At 39.5% G+C, this 19,089-nt stretch carries 18 protein-coding genes; 10 read left to right on the top strand and 8 right to left on the bottom strand.

All coding sequences use genetic code 11. From position 1 onward, the window contains the following. The first annotated feature begins 76 nt into the window (after nt 1-76). Together B9T26_RS11805 and uraH are read left to right on the top strand one after the other, a co-directional pair. On the top strand, nt 77-865 hold the full coding sequence (locus tag B9T26_RS11805; RefSeq protein ID WP_086199879.1) for an rRNA large subunit pseudouridine synthase E: 789 nt from the start codon (nt 77-79) through the stop codon (nt 863-865). 110 nt (nt 866-975) lie between these two features. Next, a complete protein-coding gene (uraH, locus tag B9T26_RS11800) occupies nt 976-1,377 on the top strand; it encodes a hydroxyisourate hydrolase (protein ID WP_086199878.1) in 402 nt (133 codons plus the stop codon). 188 nt (nt 1,378-1,565) lie between these two features. Here uraH and B9T26_RS15830 read toward each other — a convergent pair whose 3' ends face one another. Further along, the gene (locus B9T26_RS15830) at nt 1,566-2,297 is read right to left on the bottom strand and encodes a hypothetical protein (protein ID WP_227518806.1); all 732 of its coding nucleotides are present in this window, start codon (nt 2,295-2,297) and stop codon (nt 1,566-1,568) included. Between the two features lie 367 nt (nt 2,298-2,664). Next, nucleotides 2,665-4,371, bottom strand: a complete 1,707-nt coding sequence (locus B9T26_RS11785) for a M61 family metallopeptidase (protein WP_086199876.1) — start codon at nt 4,369-4,371, stop codon at nt 2,665-2,667. Between the two features lie 180 nt (nt 4,372-4,551). Here B9T26_RS11785 and B9T26_RS11780 point away from each other — a divergent pair, with 180 nt between their 5' ends. The 3 genes from B9T26_RS11780 (at nt 4,552) to slyD (ending at nt 7,903) form a co-directional block, all read left to right on the top strand. Continuing rightward, the gene (locus B9T26_RS11780) at nt 4,552-5,862 is read left to right on the top strand and encodes a D-alanyl-D-alanine carboxypeptidase PBP6B (protein ID WP_086199875.1); all 1,311 of its coding nucleotides are present in this window, start codon (nt 4,552-4,554) and stop codon (nt 5,860-5,862) included. A 120-nt stretch (nt 5,863-5,982) separates the two neighbouring features. After that, nucleotides 5,983-7,284, top strand: a complete 1,302-nt coding sequence (locus B9T26_RS11775; RefSeq protein WP_086199874.1) for an NAD(P)/FAD-dependent oxidoreductase — start codon at nt 5,983-5,985, stop codon at nt 7,282-7,284. A gap of 136 nt (nt 7,285-7,420) precedes the next feature. Beyond that, a complete protein-coding gene (slyD, locus tag B9T26_RS11770) occupies nt 7,421-7,903 on the top strand; it encodes a peptidylprolyl isomerase (RefSeq protein WP_086175931.1) in 483 nt (160 codons plus the stop codon). A gap of 118 nt (nt 7,904-8,021) precedes the next feature. Here slyD and B9T26_RS11765 read toward each other — a convergent pair whose 3' ends face one another. After that, nucleotides 8,022-8,720 (bottom strand): Crp/Fnr family transcriptional regulator, encoded by a 699-nt coding sequence (locus tag B9T26_RS11765; protein WP_086199873.1) that lies wholly within the window; start codon nt 8,718-8,720, stop codon nt 8,022-8,024. A gap of 146 nt (nt 8,721-8,866) precedes the next feature. Next, nucleotides 8,867-9,838: a TauD/TfdA dioxygenase family protein gene (locus tag B9T26_RS11760; protein ID WP_086199872.1), complete on the bottom strand. Its 972-nt coding sequence runs from the start codon at nt 9,836-9,838 to the stop codon at nt 8,867-8,869. Nucleotides 9,839-10,130: 292 nt separating this feature from the next. On the opposite strand from B9T26_RS11760, the gene B9T26_RS11755 reads away from it, so the two are divergent. After that, entirely contained in the window at nt 10,131-10,619 is a 489-nt protein-coding gene (locus tag B9T26_RS11755; protein ID WP_086199871.1) for a TIGR00645 family protein, read from the top strand. Nucleotides 10,620-10,687: 68 nt separating this feature from the next. On the opposite strand, the gene rnk is transcribed toward B9T26_RS11755, so the two are convergent. Next, a complete protein-coding gene (rnk, locus tag B9T26_RS11750) occupies nt 10,688-11,092 on the bottom strand; it encodes a nucleoside diphosphate kinase regulator (RefSeq protein ID WP_086199870.1) in 405 nt (134 codons plus the stop codon). A gap of 124 nt (nt 11,093-11,216) precedes the next feature. On the opposite strand from rnk, the gene B9T26_RS11745 reads away from it, so the two are divergent. Next, complete coding sequence (locus B9T26_RS11745) at nt 11,217-12,833, top strand: hypothetical protein (RefSeq protein ID WP_086199869.1); 1,617 nt, start codon at nt 11,217-11,219, stop codon at nt 12,831-12,833. Between the two features lie 53 nt (nt 12,834-12,886). On the opposite strand, the gene glyA is transcribed toward B9T26_RS11745, so the two are convergent. Both glyA and B9T26_RS11735 read right to left on the bottom strand, forming a co-directional pair. Further along, entirely contained in the window at nt 12,887-14,143 is a 1,257-nt protein-coding gene (gene glyA / locus B9T26_RS11740) for a serine hydroxymethyltransferase (RefSeq protein ID WP_086175937.1), read from the bottom strand. A 156-nt stretch (nt 14,144-14,299) separates the two neighbouring features. Next, a complete protein-coding gene (locus B9T26_RS11735; protein ID WP_086199868.1) occupies nt 14,300-15,562 on the bottom strand; it encodes an alpha/beta hydrolase in 1,263 nt (420 codons plus the stop codon). Between the two features lie 618 nt (nt 15,563-16,180). Here B9T26_RS11735 and B9T26_RS11730 point away from each other — a divergent pair. From B9T26_RS11730 to B9T26_RS11720, 3 genes are all read left to right on the top strand, one after another. Next, nucleotides 16,181-16,879, top strand: coding sequence for a DUF3820 family protein (locus tag B9T26_RS11730; protein WP_086199867.1), 699 nt, complete (start codon nt 16,181-16,183; stop codon nt 16,877-16,879). Nucleotides 16,880-16,965: 86 nt separating this feature from the next. Next, nucleotides 16,966-17,592 carry a hypothetical protein gene (locus B9T26_RS11725; protein ID WP_086199866.1) on the top strand — a complete coding sequence of 209 codons (627 nt, stop codon included), beginning with the start codon at nt 16,966-16,968 and terminating at the stop codon, nt 17,590-17,592. Between the two features lie 215 nt (nt 17,593-17,807). Further along, nucleotides 17,808-18,158 carry a hypothetical protein gene (locus tag B9T26_RS11720; protein WP_086199925.1) on the top strand — a complete coding sequence of 117 codons (351 nt, stop codon included), beginning with the start codon at nt 17,808-17,810 and terminating at the stop codon, nt 18,156-18,158. Between the two features lie 180 nt (nt 18,159-18,338). Here B9T26_RS11720 and B9T26_RS11715 read toward each other — a convergent pair whose 3' ends face one another. Beyond that, a complete protein-coding gene (locus B9T26_RS11715; protein ID WP_086199924.1) occupies nt 18,339-18,557 on the bottom strand; it encodes a hypothetical protein in 219 nt (72 codons plus the stop codon). Between the last annotated feature and the right edge of the window lie 532 nt (nt 18,558-19,089).

Genomic DNA, 19,089 nt, shown 5'->3' with positions numbered 1-19,089 from the left:
CGGGAAATAACAACATTTCCCCATTGAATAAAACTTAACCTTTCCTAATTTTATGTAGTTATAGAAGTCATTTCCTATGAAAATCGTCATTCTAAATAAACCTTATGACGTCCTCTCCCAATTCCGTAAAGACGAAGCGCACATGACCATGGCGGACTTCGTAGACGATTCGACTTTGCGTTTGGCAGGTCGTCTTGATATGGACTCAGAAGGTTTAGTATTTTTAACCGACCACGGCGGTTTAAACCAATACATCACCAATCCGGCCAACAAGAAGTTTAAAACTTATCTTGTTCAAGTCGAAGGTGATGTCACTGAAGAAGCATTAGAACAACTTCGTAAAGGTGTTGAACTGAAAGATGGTATGACGCTTCCAGCCAAAGCCATTAAGGTTGAACAGCCAGAATGGTTATGGGATCGTGATCCACCAGTTCGTTTCCGTGCATCTGTGCCTACTTCTTGGGTTGAAATTTCAATCTGTGAGGGTCGTAACCGCCAGGTTCGTCGTATGACTGCGGCTGTAGGCTTTCCAACTTTACGTTTAATCCGTACCAAGATTGGCGCTATTGATTTAGTTCAGCTTGGTCTTCAGCCTGGTGAAACCAAAGAAATTGAACCACTTCTCTACCCTGATTTTCAGAATGTACCTGCCGAAGAGCCATACCGTTCACGCTCTTATGTGAAAAAACCGGGTGGTACAGGTGGCAAGCCAATGGTTCGCAAGAATAAAGACGGTTCAGTGAAAAAATCAGGGACTAAACGTATCTGGCAAATGGATGATAGCGAGAAGCCGAAACGCCGCACCAACGGTACGACACGCCCAAATACGAAAGCGCCACGTGGGCGTGGGCGTGGTCGCGGTTAATTATATTCTTTTACAAAAGGGTGCTCCATGCACCCTTTTTTTATAGCCAATCCAACAATAGAAGTGTTTTATATGATGTAGACCGATTTAAAATTGGAATTGAAGTCAGCATGATGAAAATAACTATTCTTTCTATTTTAATCGCCAGTTTTTCGACTTTGAGTTTTGCTCAAAATCCTTTAAGTGTTCATGTACTGAATCTAGATACAGGCTTGCCTGCTTCCAATGTATCCGTAGTACTGGAAGCACAGCAAGGTGATAAATGGACCAAACTCAATGAAGATAAAACAGATAAGGATGGTCGAATCAAAGAGCTATATCCTAAAGATACCACTCTTCAGAAAGGCATTTATAAAGTCACCTTTAAAACCGGTGACTGGTTTAAGGCAAAAAATCAGCGTTCGTTTTTTCCGGAAGTACCGGTGGTATTTGTGATTGATGGCAGTTTAGAGCATTACCATATTCCGCTTTTGCTCAGTCCTTATGGGTATTCAACTTATCGGGGGAACTAAGGACTTAAACTGATTAATGCTAAAAAATATTTATTCTGCAAAATTAACCAACTCAATCATGAGCAAATGGTACAATACGTCCAAATACCAAAGCCGCACGTGGTCACGTGCCGTAATGGGCATTAATACAGCTATATATTAAAAAAGGTGCTTTAAGCACCTTTTTTATCTTCATACATATTTATATTTCAATTATTTTTATAAGACTCCCAAATAGAAAGTTTCCCTCCCTTTGCACCGTCATCAAATTTTAATTGAAAGTTTTTTTCATATAAATTTTCATATAAGTCTTTATATTTTAAAGTAATTACTAAAAATTTATCATTTAATGTATTTAGTCCTTCACGTCGTTTCGTTGGAAAGGATATTTCCACATTCTCCTCAACCTTTATTGAAGCACCAGATAAAGGCGTAGGTATATCATTAATCCTTGAATAAATAACACTACCATTAGCTTTATTTATTACATGTAAATTACATGCCATGCCCTTCCCAATATTTTGAACAGATAATGTCATTATATATAGTAATTGATCCTCTTCTTGTTCAACTCTCCAATAACCTTTTATTGCTCTTAATTCTGGTTGTACGCTCTGATGTAAAGATTCTAATTGTTCTCTTTGAATTTTTGCTAATTCCGCCTGCTGTTTAACACTCTCCCTCATCTCATCAATTTGCAGTTGAAGAGCTCTTTCTTGTTGTTCTAATGCTTTGGTATTTTGATCTAACTGCTTACCCTGTTGAACATATCCCAAAATCAGCCATAGAAAAGCTACGGGTGCAAAAATACCTGCAAGAAAATCTCCGAGTTCATTTAATGATTTGGGTGATGTTAATCCTCCAAAAATCCAAAATGCAATAATTACAGATAGCCAAATAACTGTAATCCCAATTCCCCATTTCAAACTTTTTTGATTCATTTTCTAATCATAAAAACAAATATTTAAGCAATTGTTTAACATAGTTTTTATGAAATCATCAAATAATACTTAGGCTATTTTGAATTAGATTTATTTTTAAAATCGTATATAAATTTAACGATGACCACAGCAACGATGGTAAAAATACAAGCAAATAAAAGCGCTGCATCAAATGAATACTTCCCATCCAGAAAGTAGATATTGATCGGGTGAGCCAACACCATAGGCAATATTAATATCCAGATTGGAATATCGAAATTATTGCTCTTTTTCATTTTTATACTTTTTAAAATAAGGCTTAAATAAAGCATAGAACAAAAAAAGAGGATGTAAACATCCTCTTTTATACAAAGTATTTAAAGGTGGATTAAATTGCTATTAACCACTTATCAGCCTTAGCTTGATCTTCAACTTTGAGTTCCACTTCAGTCAATTCAGAACCACCGGCCTGAACTTCAAAAGACATCAATTCATCACGACGGAAAGCATGAACGGTGTAAGTACCTTCCTGCTTCGCATACTTTTCTACCAGTTTGCTAGTCGCTTTCAAGCCGTCAATCGCAATAATGACATCATTGGCAGACAATCCAGCTTGAGCAGCTGCACCATCACGACGTGCGGATTGAATAACAACGCCTTCAGGTTTATCGGCAAGCTTTAAACCAAATGGCAATGACTTGTCATTTTTAATGCCAAAACTTAGACCAAACTCAGGCAGTAACTGATCTAGCGGCAATTCATCTGTGGTATTGATCAAATGATTGATCTGTTCAAGCCAGTTATCGCCAGTCAATTCATTACACAATTCAAAGATGGTGCGCTCATTAACTTGAACACCATTTTGCGCATTTTTATACAATTTACGCATTAAGGCATCCAGGCTTGAACCGCGTAAACGCAAGCCTAAATCTAAGCAAAGCGCCACTAAACAACCTTTGTTATAGTAGCTGGTACCAGCATTATTCGAGTTTTCATCCTGGCGGTAGAATTTCACCCAGGCATCAAAACTTGAATCTGCCACGCTTTGAATTGCACGCCCCGGATTTTGTAAGTAGCGGTCTATCTGTGCTTTTAATAATTTCAGATAAGATTCTTGAGAAATCACACCACTACGTAGCAGTATCAAATCGTCATAATACGAAGTGAAACCTTCAAAAATCCAAAGCAGCGAAGTGTAGCCTTCTTTGTTTAAATTATAATTGACGAAATTTTCAGGACGAATAAATTTTACCAACCATGAATGGAAATATTCATGACTGCATAAGCCCAAGAAACGCTGATAATCTGCAGACGGTTCATCAGGTTCATCGGCCTTTGGCAAGTCATCACGCGGGGTGATTAAACTGGTACTGTTCGGATGCTCTAAGCCTCCATAACTGTTGCCTGTCGCCATGGTCATAAAGGTATAGTCGCTAAATGGCGCAGAACCAAACATTGAAATTTCAGTGCTACAGATTTTTTCAATATCTTGCTGCATGCGCGCGGTATTCATGGCATGTTTACCAGACAGCACAAATTCATGTGGAATACCCTTGGCTTCAAAGCTAAAGCGCGTTTGTTCTGCCAGCTCGAATGGTGAATCAATCAGCTGGGCATAGTTTTCTGCTTTAAGCGTAAACCGACCTTTCACTAAACTTTTAGAAGCTAAGCCTGTGGCCAACTGGAAATGTTTCAGCTCATCTGGCAAGAATACTTCCACTTCAACTGCTTTATCTTCCTGCCCTTCTAGTCCCAGGCAGGCACAGGCCGGATTCACATACAGTCGGGTTTGGTCGACATAGGCGCCACGTACCGATAAATCATAGGCATAGACATCGTATTCCACCGTAATCAGTTCATGATCGGTGTTAAACAAGCGCCATTTATTCTTTTCAAATTTCTGGATTTGTAAAATGCGGCCATCTTCATCATAAGCACGGACGGATTCAATATGCTTGGAAAATTCACGAATCAGATAGCTTCCCGGAATCCAGGTCGGCAATGACAATACTTGGGTTGGATCAGCGACAAAACGTAAAGTGACATGGAGCAGATGTTGACGATAATCGTCAAATTCGATTTGATAATGCAACATAATGGGCAATATAAAATTTTAAAAACCTAACTTAAGGTTAGCTTAGCATTTTTTTACATTACAATGCTGAACTGTCGCAATTGTCTACAGTTTGGACTAGTCAGCACCCCCAAAAAGGCATAGCATGCCTAAGATTTTTTTTGTATTTATGGCTAAGGGATTAGTCAATAAGGAACTTCATTGAAACACCTGATCTACTTCATCGCATCTTTAAGTTTATTGTGCTCCACGATAGTCAATGCTGCATTACTCAACCTTGTTCCTGAAAGTGTTGAAGCTCCAGCTTGGACTATTCTAGATACCCAATCTGGACAAGTCATTGCCGAGCACAATAGCCATGAGCAACGTGCACCGGCATCCATGACTAAAATGATGGTTGCTTATATCGCACTCAAAGAAATTGCAGCAGGTCATTTGAAAAAGGATGAAATCATCACGGCTACACCGGTGGTAAAAATGGTGCAGTGGGATGAATCACAAATGTATCTTAAAGAAGGTGAACAGATCTCTGTTGATCAGCTTTTGGCAGGTCTGGTGGTGATGTCAGCCAATGATGCGGCTGTGACTTTAGCAGAACGTATTTCAGGTACAGTTCCGGCTTTCATCGAACGCATGAATAAGGAAGCCAAAGCCTTGGGAATGAACGATACGCATTTTGCCAATGCGCCAGGCGTGACCATGCCGGATCATTACTCATCTGCACACGACATGGCGCTGCTTGGTCAAGCACTTACCATTCAGACTCCTGAATACTTGCATTATTCAGTGATGCCAAGTTTCAGTTATAACAAGCGTTTTCACCGTGCAACCAACCTGGCGCTGAAATTTGACCCAACAGTGGATGGTTTAAAAACAGGTTTTACCAAAGCGGCAGGTTATAACCTGGCACTCACTGCACACCGCCCTACCGGTAATCCTGCAATGCCAGAACGTCGTCTGATTGTGGTGGTCATGGGTACAAAAAATGCTTTAAAACGTGCTGAAGTTGCCCACACCCTGCTAGACATGGCCTATACCTATACCCGTAATGAAGTAGCAATTAAAGATAAACAGTTAATTGCTGAATTGCCGGTGATTAAATCTACTTTAAAAATGTTTAAGCTGGAAACCCAAAAACCGCAAATTGTGACCACGTCTTTATACGATCAGCCTTATGCTATTGACCTAAAAACCTATGACACGGTCAATCAGCGCATCATGTTGAATACGGGCAATGGAACAATTCAAACCATAGAACCTTTACAAGAAACTAAAACTCACTTAAATGTCGAAATTAAAGAAAAACTCCTGACTGCTCCTGTGGCCCAAGTTATGCAGCTGGCAACCGTGCATGTTTATCAAAATAATCAGCTGATTCGCACCATTGCCATTGAAGATGACGTGCAAATTGAAGAAGCCAATTTCTTCCAGAAAATTGCGATCTGGTTTAAACAGCTTTTCAGTTTTTTCTCAAGTGAAGAGATTGAAGTTAAAACCTATCCTCTAGGTTAATTACGTGAAATTTCTTTACGTTATGTAAGCTGTATAACAATCTAAACAAAAGCAATAAATTGAAGATGGCATATTAAGGCCATCTTTTTTTCGTCTTGAAAATAATAAATAGGTCCAAAAATGAGTAATCTACATAAAATTGTTATTGTGGGTGGTGGTGCAGGTGGTTTAGAACTTGCTACCCAGTTGGGTAATACTTTAGGTAAAAACCATAAAGCCAAAATCACGCTTGTGGATCAAAAACTGACCCATATCTGGAAACCGCTTTTACATGAAATTGCTGCCGGCAGCCTGAATCCGCATGCCGAAGAAACCAATTATTTTGCGCATGCCGCCAAACATCATTATGAGTTTGTTTTGGGCAGTTTGATGCAGGTCGACCCAGCTGCCAAACACATTATTCTTGAAACATCGCAGTTATCTAAACCCGCTCAGACTCAACCAGATCAAGAGCAAAAGAATATTCGGGTGGATTATGACACCCTGATTATTGCAGTGGGTTCCACCTCGAATGACTTTAATACTCAAGGCGTCAAACAGCACTGCCATTTTTTGGACAGTCGTAAACAAGCCGATATATTTCATCAAGATTTACTGCATTTATATCTTGAAGCCCAAAATCAAGAGACGACACGCGCATTAAATATTGCCATTATTGGCGCAGGTGCAACCGGTATAGAACTTGCTGCCGAACTGTATCAGGCCAAGCAAACTTTCTTTAAATATGGGCTAAATAAAATTGACCCGAAAAATGTCAATATTACCGTGATTGAAGCTGCCGACCGGATATTACCTGCACTTTCTGAAACGGTAGCAAAGCATACCCGTCATCAACTCGAACAATTTGGAATTAAGGTGTTGACCCAACATCGGGTAGCTAAAGTCGATCAGGACAAAGTCTATTTTGCCGATGGAAGTTCTATAGATGCAGAACTGAAAGTCTGGGCAGCAGGAATTAAAGCCCCTGTTGTGTTGGAAAAATTAACAGAATTTCAGAAGGATAATATTCACCGTTTAAAAGTGTATGCAACGCTGCAAACTTTATCTGACCCGAATGTTTTCGCATTTGGTGACTGCGCCCATTGCCAGCCAGTTGCAAATGAGCCGGTACTGGGTCCACGTGCTCAAGTGGCCAGCCAGCAAGCCAGTTTCCTGCTTGAGGCGATGAAAGCTCGCATTCAAGGCAAGCCACAACCGATGTTCAAATTTTCCGATAAAGGTTCACTGGTGTCATTAAGCCACAATAAAGCAGTGGGAGAATTACTGGGCCAAGTGAATGTCCAGGGCTTACTGGCAAAAACCATGTATATCTCTTTATATCGCCTGCATCAGGCAGCGATTCATGGTTATACCCATGCAGGACTTTTGACTGCTAAAGATTTTGTCACAAGAAAAACAGGTCCAAAGATAAAATTGCATTGAAATTTTTAAAATCGTCCCCAATATTAAAAAAACGCCATAAATGAGTGGGAAAAATGCAGATTTTTGCTAAATCTAGTCTACAAAACCCGCTTTTCACTTTATGATGTACTCTTAAAAAATTGAATGGATCAATAACATGACTGCTATTGCAAATGACCTCGTAGTTTCTTTCCACTACACGTTGACTAACGCAGAGGGCGAAACTCTCGACCAATCACAAGGTGAGCCACTTGCATATTTGCACGGTGCGGGCAACATCATCCCTGGTTTAGAAAACGCTTTAGTAGGCAAAACTGTTGGTGAAAAATTCACTGTAAACGTTCCTGCTGCTGAAGGTTATGGCGAATACAATCCTGACCTCGTACAAGAAGTTCCAGCTAAAATGTTCCAAGGTGTAGACAACATCCAACCTGGTATGCAGTTCCAAGCTCAAACTGACGATGGCGTTCAAATCGTTACTGTTAAAGCGGTTGAAGGCGAGAATATTGTTGTAGATGCAAACTTCCCACTTGCTGGTCAAGATTTAACTTTTGAAGTTGAAATCGTTGAAATTCGTGAAGCTTCTGCTGAAGAATTAGAACACGGTCACGTACACGGCGCTGGTGGTCACCACCACTAAGATCGGCACCGGTCAGAAAAGGCAAAGTGTTTACTTTGCCTTTTTTATTGCCTTGAATTTTTGAGTGCAAATGGATTGGGCAAAAAAATTCCGTTCATTACTTTTTTAAGTAACAGATTTATAACTGGCTGATGTGTTTTAAGCGCTGCATATCAAGAATTCTAATCTGGCTATAATTCCACTCGACAATGTGTTGTTGGATAAAATATTGCAGTTGCTTATTTAAAGTTTGACGCGACACATTCAGTAATTCGGCAAAATACTGTTGGCTCATTTTAAATTGAATAGTTGAATGCGTCTGACTTAGGGGCGTTGCCTGCTGCCCTAAGATGATTAAATGTCGCGCAATTTTTTGATTGATACTTGCGGTTTGCAGATAACGGTTTTTCTCCACCAAGCCATACATGCGTTCACTCAGTAATTGAATGATCTGCCACATGGCTGGTGGCTGCTGCTGTAATTGCTCCAGAAAAACCCGACCTGAAATCACCGCGACTTCAACTTGCTCTAGTGCATAAAAATCAAAATTCAGCGGTTTTTGCTGTAAAAATGACACCAGGTTAAACACTGAATACATTTTCACATAGTCACTGACCTTAAACTCGCCATCACTCAGCAACCAGCCAATCTGCATCCGTCCAGACAGCAACACATAAATATCATCCAGTTTTTGCTGATAACGCAAAATCTGCTGTTGCGGTAAAAAGCGTAGATATTTCACCTGTTGCAATAAAGTTTGCTGTGCCTGTGCTGTGAACCCGGAAAAGATCACATCCTCTTCAAAGATCTGCTGTAATTTGTCTGCGCGACTGAGCATGGGAATTTATCGATCTCATTCAAATAAAAAACCTAGTAAACAAATACTAGGTTTTTTATTTGCTTAGACCAACCAATTTTTAGCGCTATGTATATCTCGAATTCAGATCATTACGATTCTAGATAGCCAATTGGTTAATTTAGTCTTTAAGAGGCTTTTTCTAAAATCTGACCATTTTCGAAGGTGAAATTAGAAATATCCTGTTTTACCACTTTCTTCAAGTTCACGCTTGGACGGCCATCTACACCAAATGGGATATCGCCTTCAATGGTGACACGGCGTACCACACGCAGGTCGTCGCCATAATCGTTGATTGCACGGTGCTGGGTGGCACGGTTATCCCAGATTGCCACATCCCCTACGCTCCAGCGCCAACGCACGATATTCTCTAAATTTATTGCATAGTCCTGGAAGAGTTCAAATAAGCGACGTGAATCCTGACTGTTATAACCGACAAAGCGTTTGAAGAAGTGACCCAATAATAAGGTTTTCTCACCGCTTTCAGGATGTACCCGTACCAATGGATGCTCTGTTTCATATTCAGTTGAATTGAACAGTGCACGATATTTTTCAGCATCAATGCCTGAATTGGTCGTCACTTTAGAGGCATAGTCATAATCATTGCTATGCACCGCACGCAAGCTATCTGCCAAAATTTTCAGTTCTGCTGGTAAATCGTTATAAGCTGATGTTGTATTTGCCCAAACGGTATCACCACCTGCTGCTGGTGCAACGATGCTGCGTAAAATGGAAGCCTTTGGATAGTCTTCAATAAAGCTGATGTCAGTATGCCAGGTATCGGCACGTCCGCCACGTGAATCCAGCTCAAGTACATGTGCTGTTCCGCTTTTTACCGGAACGGTCGGATGGTTCAAAGGCGTTCCTAATAATGCAGCAAAACCCTCCTGCTCATCATCGGTTAAATGTTGCTGGTTTTTAAAAAAGATTGCCTTGTACCTGACCAAAGCGTGATTAATTTCATAAACCGTGTCTTGATCTAGCGTTGAGGAGAGTTTGATCCCTTCAATTTCCGCACCAATACGGCCAGTAATCGGTTTTACTTGAATATGCTGATACTGATAATTCGGATCGTATGATTTTGTCTGAGTTTGGCTCATGGCTATTCCTTATATTTCAATTGTTATTGCAAAGTTGTGTTGTTGAAATACAGTCTGCCCTGAATAGGCCATAAACACTGTCAAAGCTTTGACAGTGATCAGCACAATACCTACTGAAGTTTTGAAATTTTCTGATTTAGTCATCTTGATGAATCACCCAGACTCATCGCTCAAGGAAGAACTTAAACATTCAAATAAATCCAAACTATTAAAAAATATATAAAATTTCGAATTTTAAAATTGAATTATTTATGATCGAGTCAAAATATAAGGAATGTCACTTGATGAATGAATGGAACGTTTCTTTCACAATACCATGTATGCAGCACGCTGGATTTTAGCCCCGGTCTATTTTGGTCTTTCATTTGCACTGCTGCTGTTGGCGATTAAATTCTTTCAGGAAGTCTGGCATGTTTTGCCGCATATTTTGCAATATTCTGAAGCCGACTTAATTCTGGTGATTTTGTCTTTGGTCGATATGACCATGGTGGGAGGCCTGATTGTGATGGTGATGTTTTCCGGCTATGAAAACTTTGTTTCACAACTGAAAATTCAAAATGAAGATACCCGCCTGAACTGGCTTGGAAAAATGGATGCCAACTCGCTTAAACTCAAGGTTGCTGCTTCCATTGTCGCCATTTCATCCATTCATTTACTGCGCATTTTTATGGACGCTAAAAATATTCCGAATGACAAAATCATGTGGTACATCATTATGCATCTGACCTTTGTGTTCTCTGCATTTATGATGGGATATCTAGATAAGATCAGTAAACACTAATTGCCGCCCCATTCAAATATTCAAAGCCCCTAAATCGGGGCTTTTTCTCACCAAAACGTAAAGCTTGATTATAGATAATTACCTTCACGCTCGGGTTGATACAACACACGTTCTATTTTAACTTTCATAATGTGCCCATCTGGCTGTGGCCATTCTATTTCCTGACCTTCAGCCAAGCCTAAAATGGCAGCACCGACTGGTGCAAGTACATTGACCTGCCCTTTCTCACCGAGAAAATCATGCGGGTAAACCAGGGTAATGGTTGTCGGTTCACTTGCAGGCGCAATAATAATCGATACCCGTGCATTCATTGTCACCACATTTGCCGGCATATCTTTCGGAGCAACCACTTCAGCACGTGCAAGCTCATCTTCCAGATGTTGCATCGTTGGTGTCAGTTTAGATTGATGTTCAAGCATGGTTTCCAAACGTTCAAGATCCTGTTGTGAAATCACAATTGTGGGTCTTTGCATATTAAAATTCCTCTTTTTCCACTTTTTTTTCAATCAGTAATAATAAGGCTAACTATTTAGTTGATTTATAATTTATTTCAAGTATACATATGTATATAAATAATTACTCAACAAGAATAATACGATGTCGCTTACTGAACTTCATTCAGCAGTTGAGCCTGGCTCACACGATTTTATGCAGAATATTCGCAGCCATTTTCAAATTCCAGAACACCAACATGAATTTTATATTGCTTCTGCACTTAAAACCGTTAATTTTGATGGTACATTTGCCAGTTTTGAGCGACTGGATCAGTTATTCGCCGCCTTTAAAAAACAAATAGGTATACAAACTGCAGATTTTGTTGAAGATCCGATAAAACTGAATACAGTCTACCTGATCGCCAGTTATATAGGGCAATTTGTCAGCCAGAAATTGGGCTTTGATGAAAAATGGCAAAATTTTGAAGAATTACAAAGCAATTTTATAAAATTTCGCGATCGTCCCAATAACTTTGTACATAGCTATGCGCTGAATTGCAATAATCAAATTATTTTACCGCTGCACTATGTGGCAAAGCATTTTTGTGAAGATAATTTACCGCTCAGCATCAGCCAGGAAATTGAAGCAATTATTTTGAATTATCAAATTATATTTGCAGATGAACGCCATAAATTTACTGAACAAATGCACGATTTACAAAGCATGTATTTCAAAGCTTATCCACTCTTTTGCGGCTCCGCTTTTCAAAATCTGATCCAGATTTCCAGTCTTGACCATAGCCTTTCCAGTCTGGATCGTTTAGATGATCTGATGCGTGAAATTCGCCAGAATTATATGGTTTCAGTTGAAAAATTCCTGGAAGACGATGCCAATTTTTTCTTTATTTTGTTTCTATCTGCTTATGTTGGACAAGTCATTGCTGAGCAAGCTGAAACTTCGCTACGCTGGTTCCGTCCTGAACAAGTCAGCCAGATGCTGGGGCAACAAATCTCGGATGCTTTAACTACCTGTCGGATTGCCCAGATTAATGCCTCGATTTTTTTTGTGACCCAGCATATTTGCCAGTTTTTATTTGAACCGGTCATCTCTGAATCAAGCAAACAATATGTTTTAAATGCCCTGCAAACCATCAAAGCCACCAGAAATCCTATTTATTTGGCGGAAGATACACAAAAGACCAATAGCAATTTACACCAATCACCATTTTATGACGCTTTATATCGTGCAGGTCAGTTAAGCCATTTTTTGTTGCTGCATATTCATGGAATTATTCCGCGTACTTCTCCGGAGCAAAGCCTGACACCCACCAGTTTTCCACCGGGTCATACCTTTTTTAGCCATATGGAAGGACCGGATGGACCATTAAGACAGCTGGATAGCAACCCTGAAAAATATTCCTATAATGTATTGGGTTATGAGATGTATGCCTGCCTCCCGCATGTACGAACCGATGCCATTTCCCTGCATGTACGTAATTATGGCGAACAGCATATGAATATTCATTTGGTCATACCCTTTTTTCAGGTATTTGACTATCGTGGTTTTTGTATTTTGCAGCCTTATTTTCTGAGTAGCGATGCAATGACCAGCAAAAATTTAGCTGAGATTTATCATGCAATGGGCGCATTTTATCAAGGTATTCAAGATAGCGAACAAAAACGCCCAGCCGCTTCACAAATTTGGGCACAATATTACAAACCGGGTAAACTCCCTTATCCAAAAGCCATGCAACAAAACATTCCACAGCTGGTGTCATAAAAAAAAAGTTAAAAAAAAAGCCTCCCTAAAGGAGGCTTTTTTAAGTAAAAAACTTATTTTGCGTAAACAGGGAATTTAGCGCATACAGTTTCAACTTTCGCTTTAACAGCGTTAATTACAGCTTCGTCACCTTTAGCATCCAGGATGTCAGCAATCCAGCCAGCAAGGTCACGTACTTCAGCTTCACCGAAACCACGTGTTGTAACAGCTGGAGTACCAATACGGATACCAGAAGTCACGAACGGAGAACGTGGATCGTTAGGTACAGAGTTTTTGTTCACAGTGATGTGAGCAGCACCTAACCAGGCATCCGCTTCTTTACCAGTGATATCGCCTTGTTTGATTAAAGACAACAAGAACAAGTGGTTTTCAGTACCACCAGAAACAACGTCATAACCACGCGCGATTAATACTTCAGCCATTGCTTTCGCATTAACCACAACTTGTTTTTGGTATTCTTTGTATTCAGGAGCCATTGCTTCTTTAAAGCAGATTGCTTTAGCAGCTACAGCATGAACCAATGGACCACCTTGGTTACCCGGGAATACAGCTGATTGTAATTTTTTCTCGATTTCTTCGTTTGCTTTCGCAAGGATTAAACCAGAACGTGGACCACGCAGTGTTTTATGCGTAGTTGTTGTGGTTACGTCAGCAATTTGAACTGGGCTTGGGTAAACGCCAGCAGCAACCAAACCTGCTACGTGAGCCATATCTACAAATAGGTAAGCGCCAACTTTGTCCGCGATTTCACGGAAACGTTGCCAGTCTACAATTTGGCTGTATGCAGAGAAACCAGCAACGATCATGCGTGGTTTGTGCTCTACAGCTAAACGTTCAACTTCTTCGTAATCGATTTCACCAGTTTCCGGGTTTAAACCGTATTGAATCGCGTTATAAGTTTTACCAGAGAAGCTTACTTTTGCACCGTGAGTCAAGTGACCACCGTGAGCCAAGCTCATACCCAAAACTGTATCGCCTGGGTTAAGCAGCGCTAAGTAAACAGCTGAGTTAGCTTGTGAACCAGCATGTGGCTGAACGTTAGCGTAGTCAGCACCAAAGAGTTCTTTAGCACGGTCAATTGCCAATTGTTCGATTACGTCTACGTATTCGCAACCGCCGTAATAGCGTTTGCCTGGGTAGCCTTCTGCATATTTGTTAGTGAGTTTTGATCCTTGTGCTTCCATTACTGCTGGTGAGCAATAGTTTTCAGAAGCAATTAACTCGATGTGCGCTTCTTGGCGAGCATCTTCGTTAGCGATTGCCTGAGCGATTTCCGGATCAAATTCAGCAATAGAGATATTGGCAAACATTAGCGAGGTCCTATTAAATTAGGGCTTTTAAGCCGTGCTAAGATTGGCGCGTATTGTAGCATGAAGTTTATAAATATTGAGAATGAACTTTACTCAGTTTTAAATAAAAAATGCTCATGCCTTGAAAAAAGCATGAGCATTGATAGTCACATCAAGTTATTGAATTGGCATTAGAGATTTTACATCTGTGACAATATTAGGAATATTCGAAGTATAGGCAGTTGTATGATTCCATGCCGGGTCATATTTCAAATCTATTTGCGTCCCGAGTTTTGTTGCATTGGTAATCAGTTCAGTTGTCGCATTTGCTGGAACAGTCGGATCCGATCCACCTTGATATATCTTCACTGGCGTCGTAACTTTTACAGATAAGGGCTGAGAAGTGGTATTCAAAAATGTTGAAATTGCAGGTATTTGCATAAAATTACTTTGTGTTAAATAACCGGACAATGAATTAGTTGTCGCTGCGGCTGTCCCCATTTTGGTACCAAAATCCAGTCCTAATGGTTCTGAGCAGATGGTTTCTGCTTGGGCGGCTATTGTTGCTGCATTTGTTTCAAAGACTTGAGCATAGGTCGGTGGTGCGGATTGACCTTGCATTCCCGCAGTAATCAGTGCGGCATAAGTATTTAAAGACGCTAAGGTAGAGACTTGATCTTTGGCTGGTAAATTCGCTACAAGCTGTTGTGCTGTATTAAAAATCGTTTTTAAATTAGACGCAGGTGCAACTACAACAGCTCCTTTATAGTCAAGATTTGCACGTGAAGCATATTGAGCTGCACCTAATGCTGCATGTCCGCCTTGTGAGTGTCCTACGGCCATCCATTGATTAGATACTTTTACCCCCAAATAATTACGTGCAGCGACAACCGCATCAGTAATAGAATAAGCCTCGCTTTTTAAATTTAGGAAAGGATGAAACTCTTTACCAGTTGGCTCGCCCAAGCCTTCATAATCAGGAGCCACCACCACATAACCTGCACTTAAAAGTTGAGCAATCATTCCTTCAATCTCTACCTTCAGTTTACTTCGACTCGGTGCACATTGATCTGCCACACCAGTAGTACCATGCGCCCAGACCACAATTGGCCAACCTTTTGCAGGTGCCGCTGCTTTCGGTGTAATGACCAATGACGTCGCTTGAACTTCCTGACCATTCACCCCCAACATTTTATAAGTCATCACCACGCTTTCACCCGCTACGCTGGTCATATTTGTTGCAGTATAGACTTCGGTTCTTACCACAGGATCAGCAATATTATTCGGAGGAATAGGTGATTCAGGCTGAACAATGACGCCGCCATTATCCCCAGCTCCATTGCCAGATCCAGATGCATTCTCATCTCCATCATCCCCGCCACCGCAGGCGGTAAGTAAAAAGGCACTGCTGATTAACACCGTTAATAATGTTTTTTTCATTTTTGCATTTCCTTATATATTTTTATTTTGATGATTTAAGTAATCATGAATACAAACTATTACCTTTATTTAATATTTGAACAATGCGATTTAACATCAAATAAAAAATTCAAAAAGCGACTGAATTATTAGCAATATAAGTCATTAATTTACATAAATTTTTTTTATATACTTTTACAAATATCAAACACTATTAATTTAACAAAATATGTCTGCTTTTATTTGTCTGATTCCAGGCTTGCATGCGCTTAGGCTTTAGAAGTTTAAAAAGAAAAATAGTGAACAAAGTGCTCCCTTCTTATGCAGCATCGATGACCGACCAACAAAAATGCCCCCTCAAAAGCCGTTATTTAACTAGGGTCCAGATTTGTGAATTCACTAAACATACGTCAAAGTCTATGTTTACAATTTATCAAATAAACTTGATCTAGAAGATGGGCTACTCTGATATCCATGATAGTGCTTAGATTTCGCGTGATGCTTTCAAAGCAGCACATTTAAACAGCATCTCGGTGCGGAAATAATCATGAATGGGTAAAAGGCTGTATTTTCAGTTTGTCTCCGCATATTTGAAAATGTTAAATTGACTCAAACAATCGCTACGGTTATGGACCAGTCATGCAAGCAATTATTCTCGATACCGAAACCCATACTTTAAATGGACAGCCGATTGAAATTGCCTATGCCCCGATTGAAATCCATGACAGCAAACTTACACTGGATAAGACTAAAATTTTCGACCAGTTGTATAGTGTCGATGAACCGATCTCTTTTGCCGCCATGGCAGTGCATCATATTCTAGAATCCGAGCTGGTCGGCCAACCTCACTACAGCACTTTCAGCCTGCCACAGGAAACCACTTATATTATAGGCCACAATATTGATTATGATATTCGTGCTATTGAAAAATGCGGCGTAGATACCAGCAATATTAAAGCCATTTGTACCCTTGCACTGGCACGTTTGGTTTGGCCAGATGCCGAAGCACATAATATTTCTGCACTTATTTACATGATTAGCAAAGGCAGTGAAAAAGCCCGCGAGATGATTAAAAAAGCGCACCGTGCCGATATGGATATTATTTTAACTGCCAATATTTTAATGCATGAAATCCATCATCTAAATATTCAAAGCATTGAAGAACTTTATAATAAATCTGAAGATGCGCGCATTCCCCGTAGCATTAATTTTGGTAAACACCGTGGTACTGCCATCACCGATTTGCCTGCCGATTACATGCAGTGGCTACTTCGTCAGGAAGATTTAGACCCTTATTTGCGCAAAGCACTCGATAAGGCCCAAATCACAACTTTATAATCTTTTGATTTGTAATATTATTTAAATAATACTGTCATTATTCCCCCCTACAATCGGCCTTAATTTAGCGGGGGATAAATTAAGGCATGACTCAATATTATAAAACTGATTTAGGCATTGAAAGTTTAAAACAACGTTCACTCAATCTGAATGCACGTCAACGACGACTGTTATTACTGATAGGTACCGATGATTTTGACTTGCTTGCTGAACAATTCAAGCGTCGTATCGCACCACCGGAATTACTCGAACAATTACTCGAGATGGGTTTAATTAGCCGTCCCGCTCCACAGCAGATTCAGGCAACACTCGCACCCAAAAACCTGAATACAGAAATTGAAACCGGACTTCCCCACCAAGGTACTCAACTTAAAGATCACTCTGCCGAAGAGATCTTTGTTCCCAGCATTTCCCAATCTTCAATAACGGATTTTAGTGCACAGCAACCATCTCATGAAAATGAAATGCAACTTAGTGCAGAAATACTGGACTTTGAGCAAGTTAAACTGCTGATGGTGCAACTGTTACAACAGCACTGCGGTTTAATGGCCAAACAGCTGATTACGCGCATTCTTCAAACTACCGATTTACGCAGTTTAAAACTGTGCCAGATGCAATGGATTACCACATTACAGGAAAGTCGCATTGCACCACAGGAATTAAACCGATGCCTCAACCAGATCAATTTTTCTCTACAGAAACTGATGAGCTGAACAAGCTTAAGAGTTTTTTTATGTTTTATTATTTATTTAAGGTCTTAGCCATTTAGGGAATATTCATTTTTATACTTGTAAAACAATAAGATTGGATTTATTTCACTATCGCTAGATGAAACTACAATCAATTGCTTTATGCTAAATAAGACCTTAGCTGAATGGCATATATTCGCTAAAAGCCCCATATAGTAAATATTTCAGGGGAATTCATGATGACATCCTTACATTATTTAGAATTTCATCCAGCAGACAATCCCATGTACTTAAAAAAGGTAGGCAACTGGGTGCTTACATTTTTAAGTCCTCAAGAAGATTTGACCTATATTCAACTTGCCATTACCAGTGTATTGCCCCGCCAAGTTAGCGAAAACTTGCAACCGCTTCGGGTCATTATTGAACAAACAGAAGTTGAAAATCGTTGGTTAATCCAGCAAATCATCTGTTATAACAGTACACAAGGCCATGATGAAATTTTTAGTTGTGATGATATCATTGGAATCAAAGTGATTGAAAACGTTATGCAAGAATTTAATAAATATGATGTAGAGCTAAATTTAATTTAAGCATTGATCTTTAGCTCACGGCAATGAGCTTTTTTAATCGTATTAATTTCTTGAAAATATTTATGAAGCTTGGTTTTTCCCATTATAAAAACTCACCGTTACTTATTACTCTTAAATAAGAAATAAGTGAGTTTTTATCTTTCCTCAATTATATATGCGAAGCTGTTATAAAGTATTTTACTATTCAATCACACGATAAATACTGTCGGAAATACGGCTTTCAAAAAGCAACTCAATACTTGGACGAATAATTTCTCCATTCACAACGATATGTTCAATCTTTTGAAATAATGACAGTTTATGTAAGGCCGAATTTTCCGGAATCGCCCGTAATAATGCTTGGACTGCATAAATATTGCTAAATTGGTCTTTCACCTTCACCTCAATCAGTTGAGTCATATCAATCTCTGCCATCTTTATTTAATCAGTCTTTTTTATAACATACGTTTTATTTATCCATAATTTAGAGATGTTAGATTTCTTAGCAATGTAATTTTTTATAAACAAATAGATGATATCTACCTTAAATATGCTATGGAGAAAATACTTAACTTTTAGAATAAATCATGTCGATCAGCCTCAATGATCTAAAGTGAATGCTGCTATACCCGGGCTATTCGCAAAGCATTTTTGCTCATTAAAATAAGAAAGCCCGCATTTCTGCGGGCTTTTATGTTGGAAGGCTAGTGCTGATTTTTTGTTTCAACCCGAAGGTTGCAAACTCAACAAGCTGTCATTGATCCGTCCAACCACTTTGTAGCGTCTCTCGACCTACTGTATTTTTAATATAAAACTCGAGAATGAAATAGGCAACCCTGCTCAACATTTATACACAGCAATTCAATAAAACTATAATTGTATATTTTATAAATTCGTGCAAAATAGATGCTGTTTTAATATCAGCTGCTTAGATTTACATAAAACCTGAAAG

It is taken from the genome of Acinetobacter sp. ANC 4169, from assembly GCF_002135355.1.
Classification (GTDB): domain Bacteria; phylum Pseudomonadota; class Gammaproteobacteria; order Pseudomonadales; family Moraxellaceae; genus Acinetobacter.
Note: the sequence above shows the minus strand (reverse complement) of the source record. Positions and strands in the feature narration are given on the sequence as shown.

Bases quoted from the DNA above. Each gene is read 5' to 3' on its own strand.
- B9T26_RS11760 (WP_086199872.1), bottom strand. From the start codon at position 9,838: ATGAGCCAAACTCAGACAAAATCATACGATCCGAATTATCAGTATCAG.
- B9T26_RS11785 (WP_086199876.1), bottom strand. From the start codon at position 4,371: ATGTTGCATTATCAAATCGAATTTGACGATTATCGTCAACATCTGCTC.
- B9T26_RS11755 (WP_086199871.1), top strand. From the start codon at position 10,131: ATGGAACGTTTCTTTCACAATACCATGTATGCAGCACGCTGGATTTTA.
- B9T26_RS11745 (WP_086199869.1), top strand. From the start codon at position 11,217: ATGTCGCTTACTGAACTTCATTCAGCAGTTGAGCCTGGCTCACACGAT.
- B9T26_RS11805 (WP_086199879.1), top strand. From the start codon at position 77: ATGAAAATCGTCATTCTAAATAAACCTTATGACGTCCTCTCCCAATTC.
- rnk (WP_086199870.1), bottom strand. From the start codon at position 11,092: ATGCAAAGACCCACAATTGTGATTTCACAACAGGATCTTGAACGTTTG.
- B9T26_RS11730 (WP_086199867.1), top strand. From the start codon at position 16,181: ATGCAAGCAATTATTCTCGATACCGAAACCCATACTTTAAATGGACAG.
- glyA (WP_086175937.1), bottom strand. From the start codon at position 14,143: ATGTTTGCCAATATCTCTATTGCTGAATTTGATCCGGAAATCGCTCAG.
- B9T26_RS11765 (WP_086199873.1), bottom strand. From the start codon at position 8,720: ATGCTCAGTCGCGCAGACAAATTACAGCAGATCTTTGAAGAGGATGTG.
- B9T26_RS11725 (WP_086199866.1), top strand. From the start codon at position 16,966: ATGACTCAATATTATAAAACTGATTTAGGCATTGAAAGTTTAAAACAA.
- B9T26_RS11715 (WP_086199924.1), bottom strand. From the start codon at position 18,557: ATGACTCAACTGATTGAGGTGAAGGTGAAAGACCAATTTAGCAATATT.
- B9T26_RS11735 (WP_086199868.1), bottom strand. From the start codon at position 15,562: ATGAAAAAAACATTATTAACGGTGTTAATCAGCAGTGCCTTTTTACTT.
- slyD (WP_086175931.1), top strand. From the start codon at position 7,421: ATGACTGCTATTGCAAATGACCTCGTAGTTTCTTTCCACTACACGTTG.
- B9T26_RS11720 (WP_086199925.1), top strand. From the start codon at position 17,808: ATGACATCCTTACATTATTTAGAATTTCATCCAGCAGACAATCCCATG.
- B9T26_RS15830 (WP_227518806.1), bottom strand. From the start codon at position 2,297: ATGAATCAAAAAAGTTTGAAATGGGGAATTGGGATTACAGTTATTTGG.
- uraH (WP_086199878.1), top strand. From the start codon at position 976: ATGATGAAAATAACTATTCTTTCTATTTTAATCGCCAGTTTTTCGACT.
- B9T26_RS11775 (WP_086199874.1), top strand. From the start codon at position 5,983: ATGAGTAATCTACATAAAATTGTTATTGTGGGTGGTGGTGCAGGTGGT.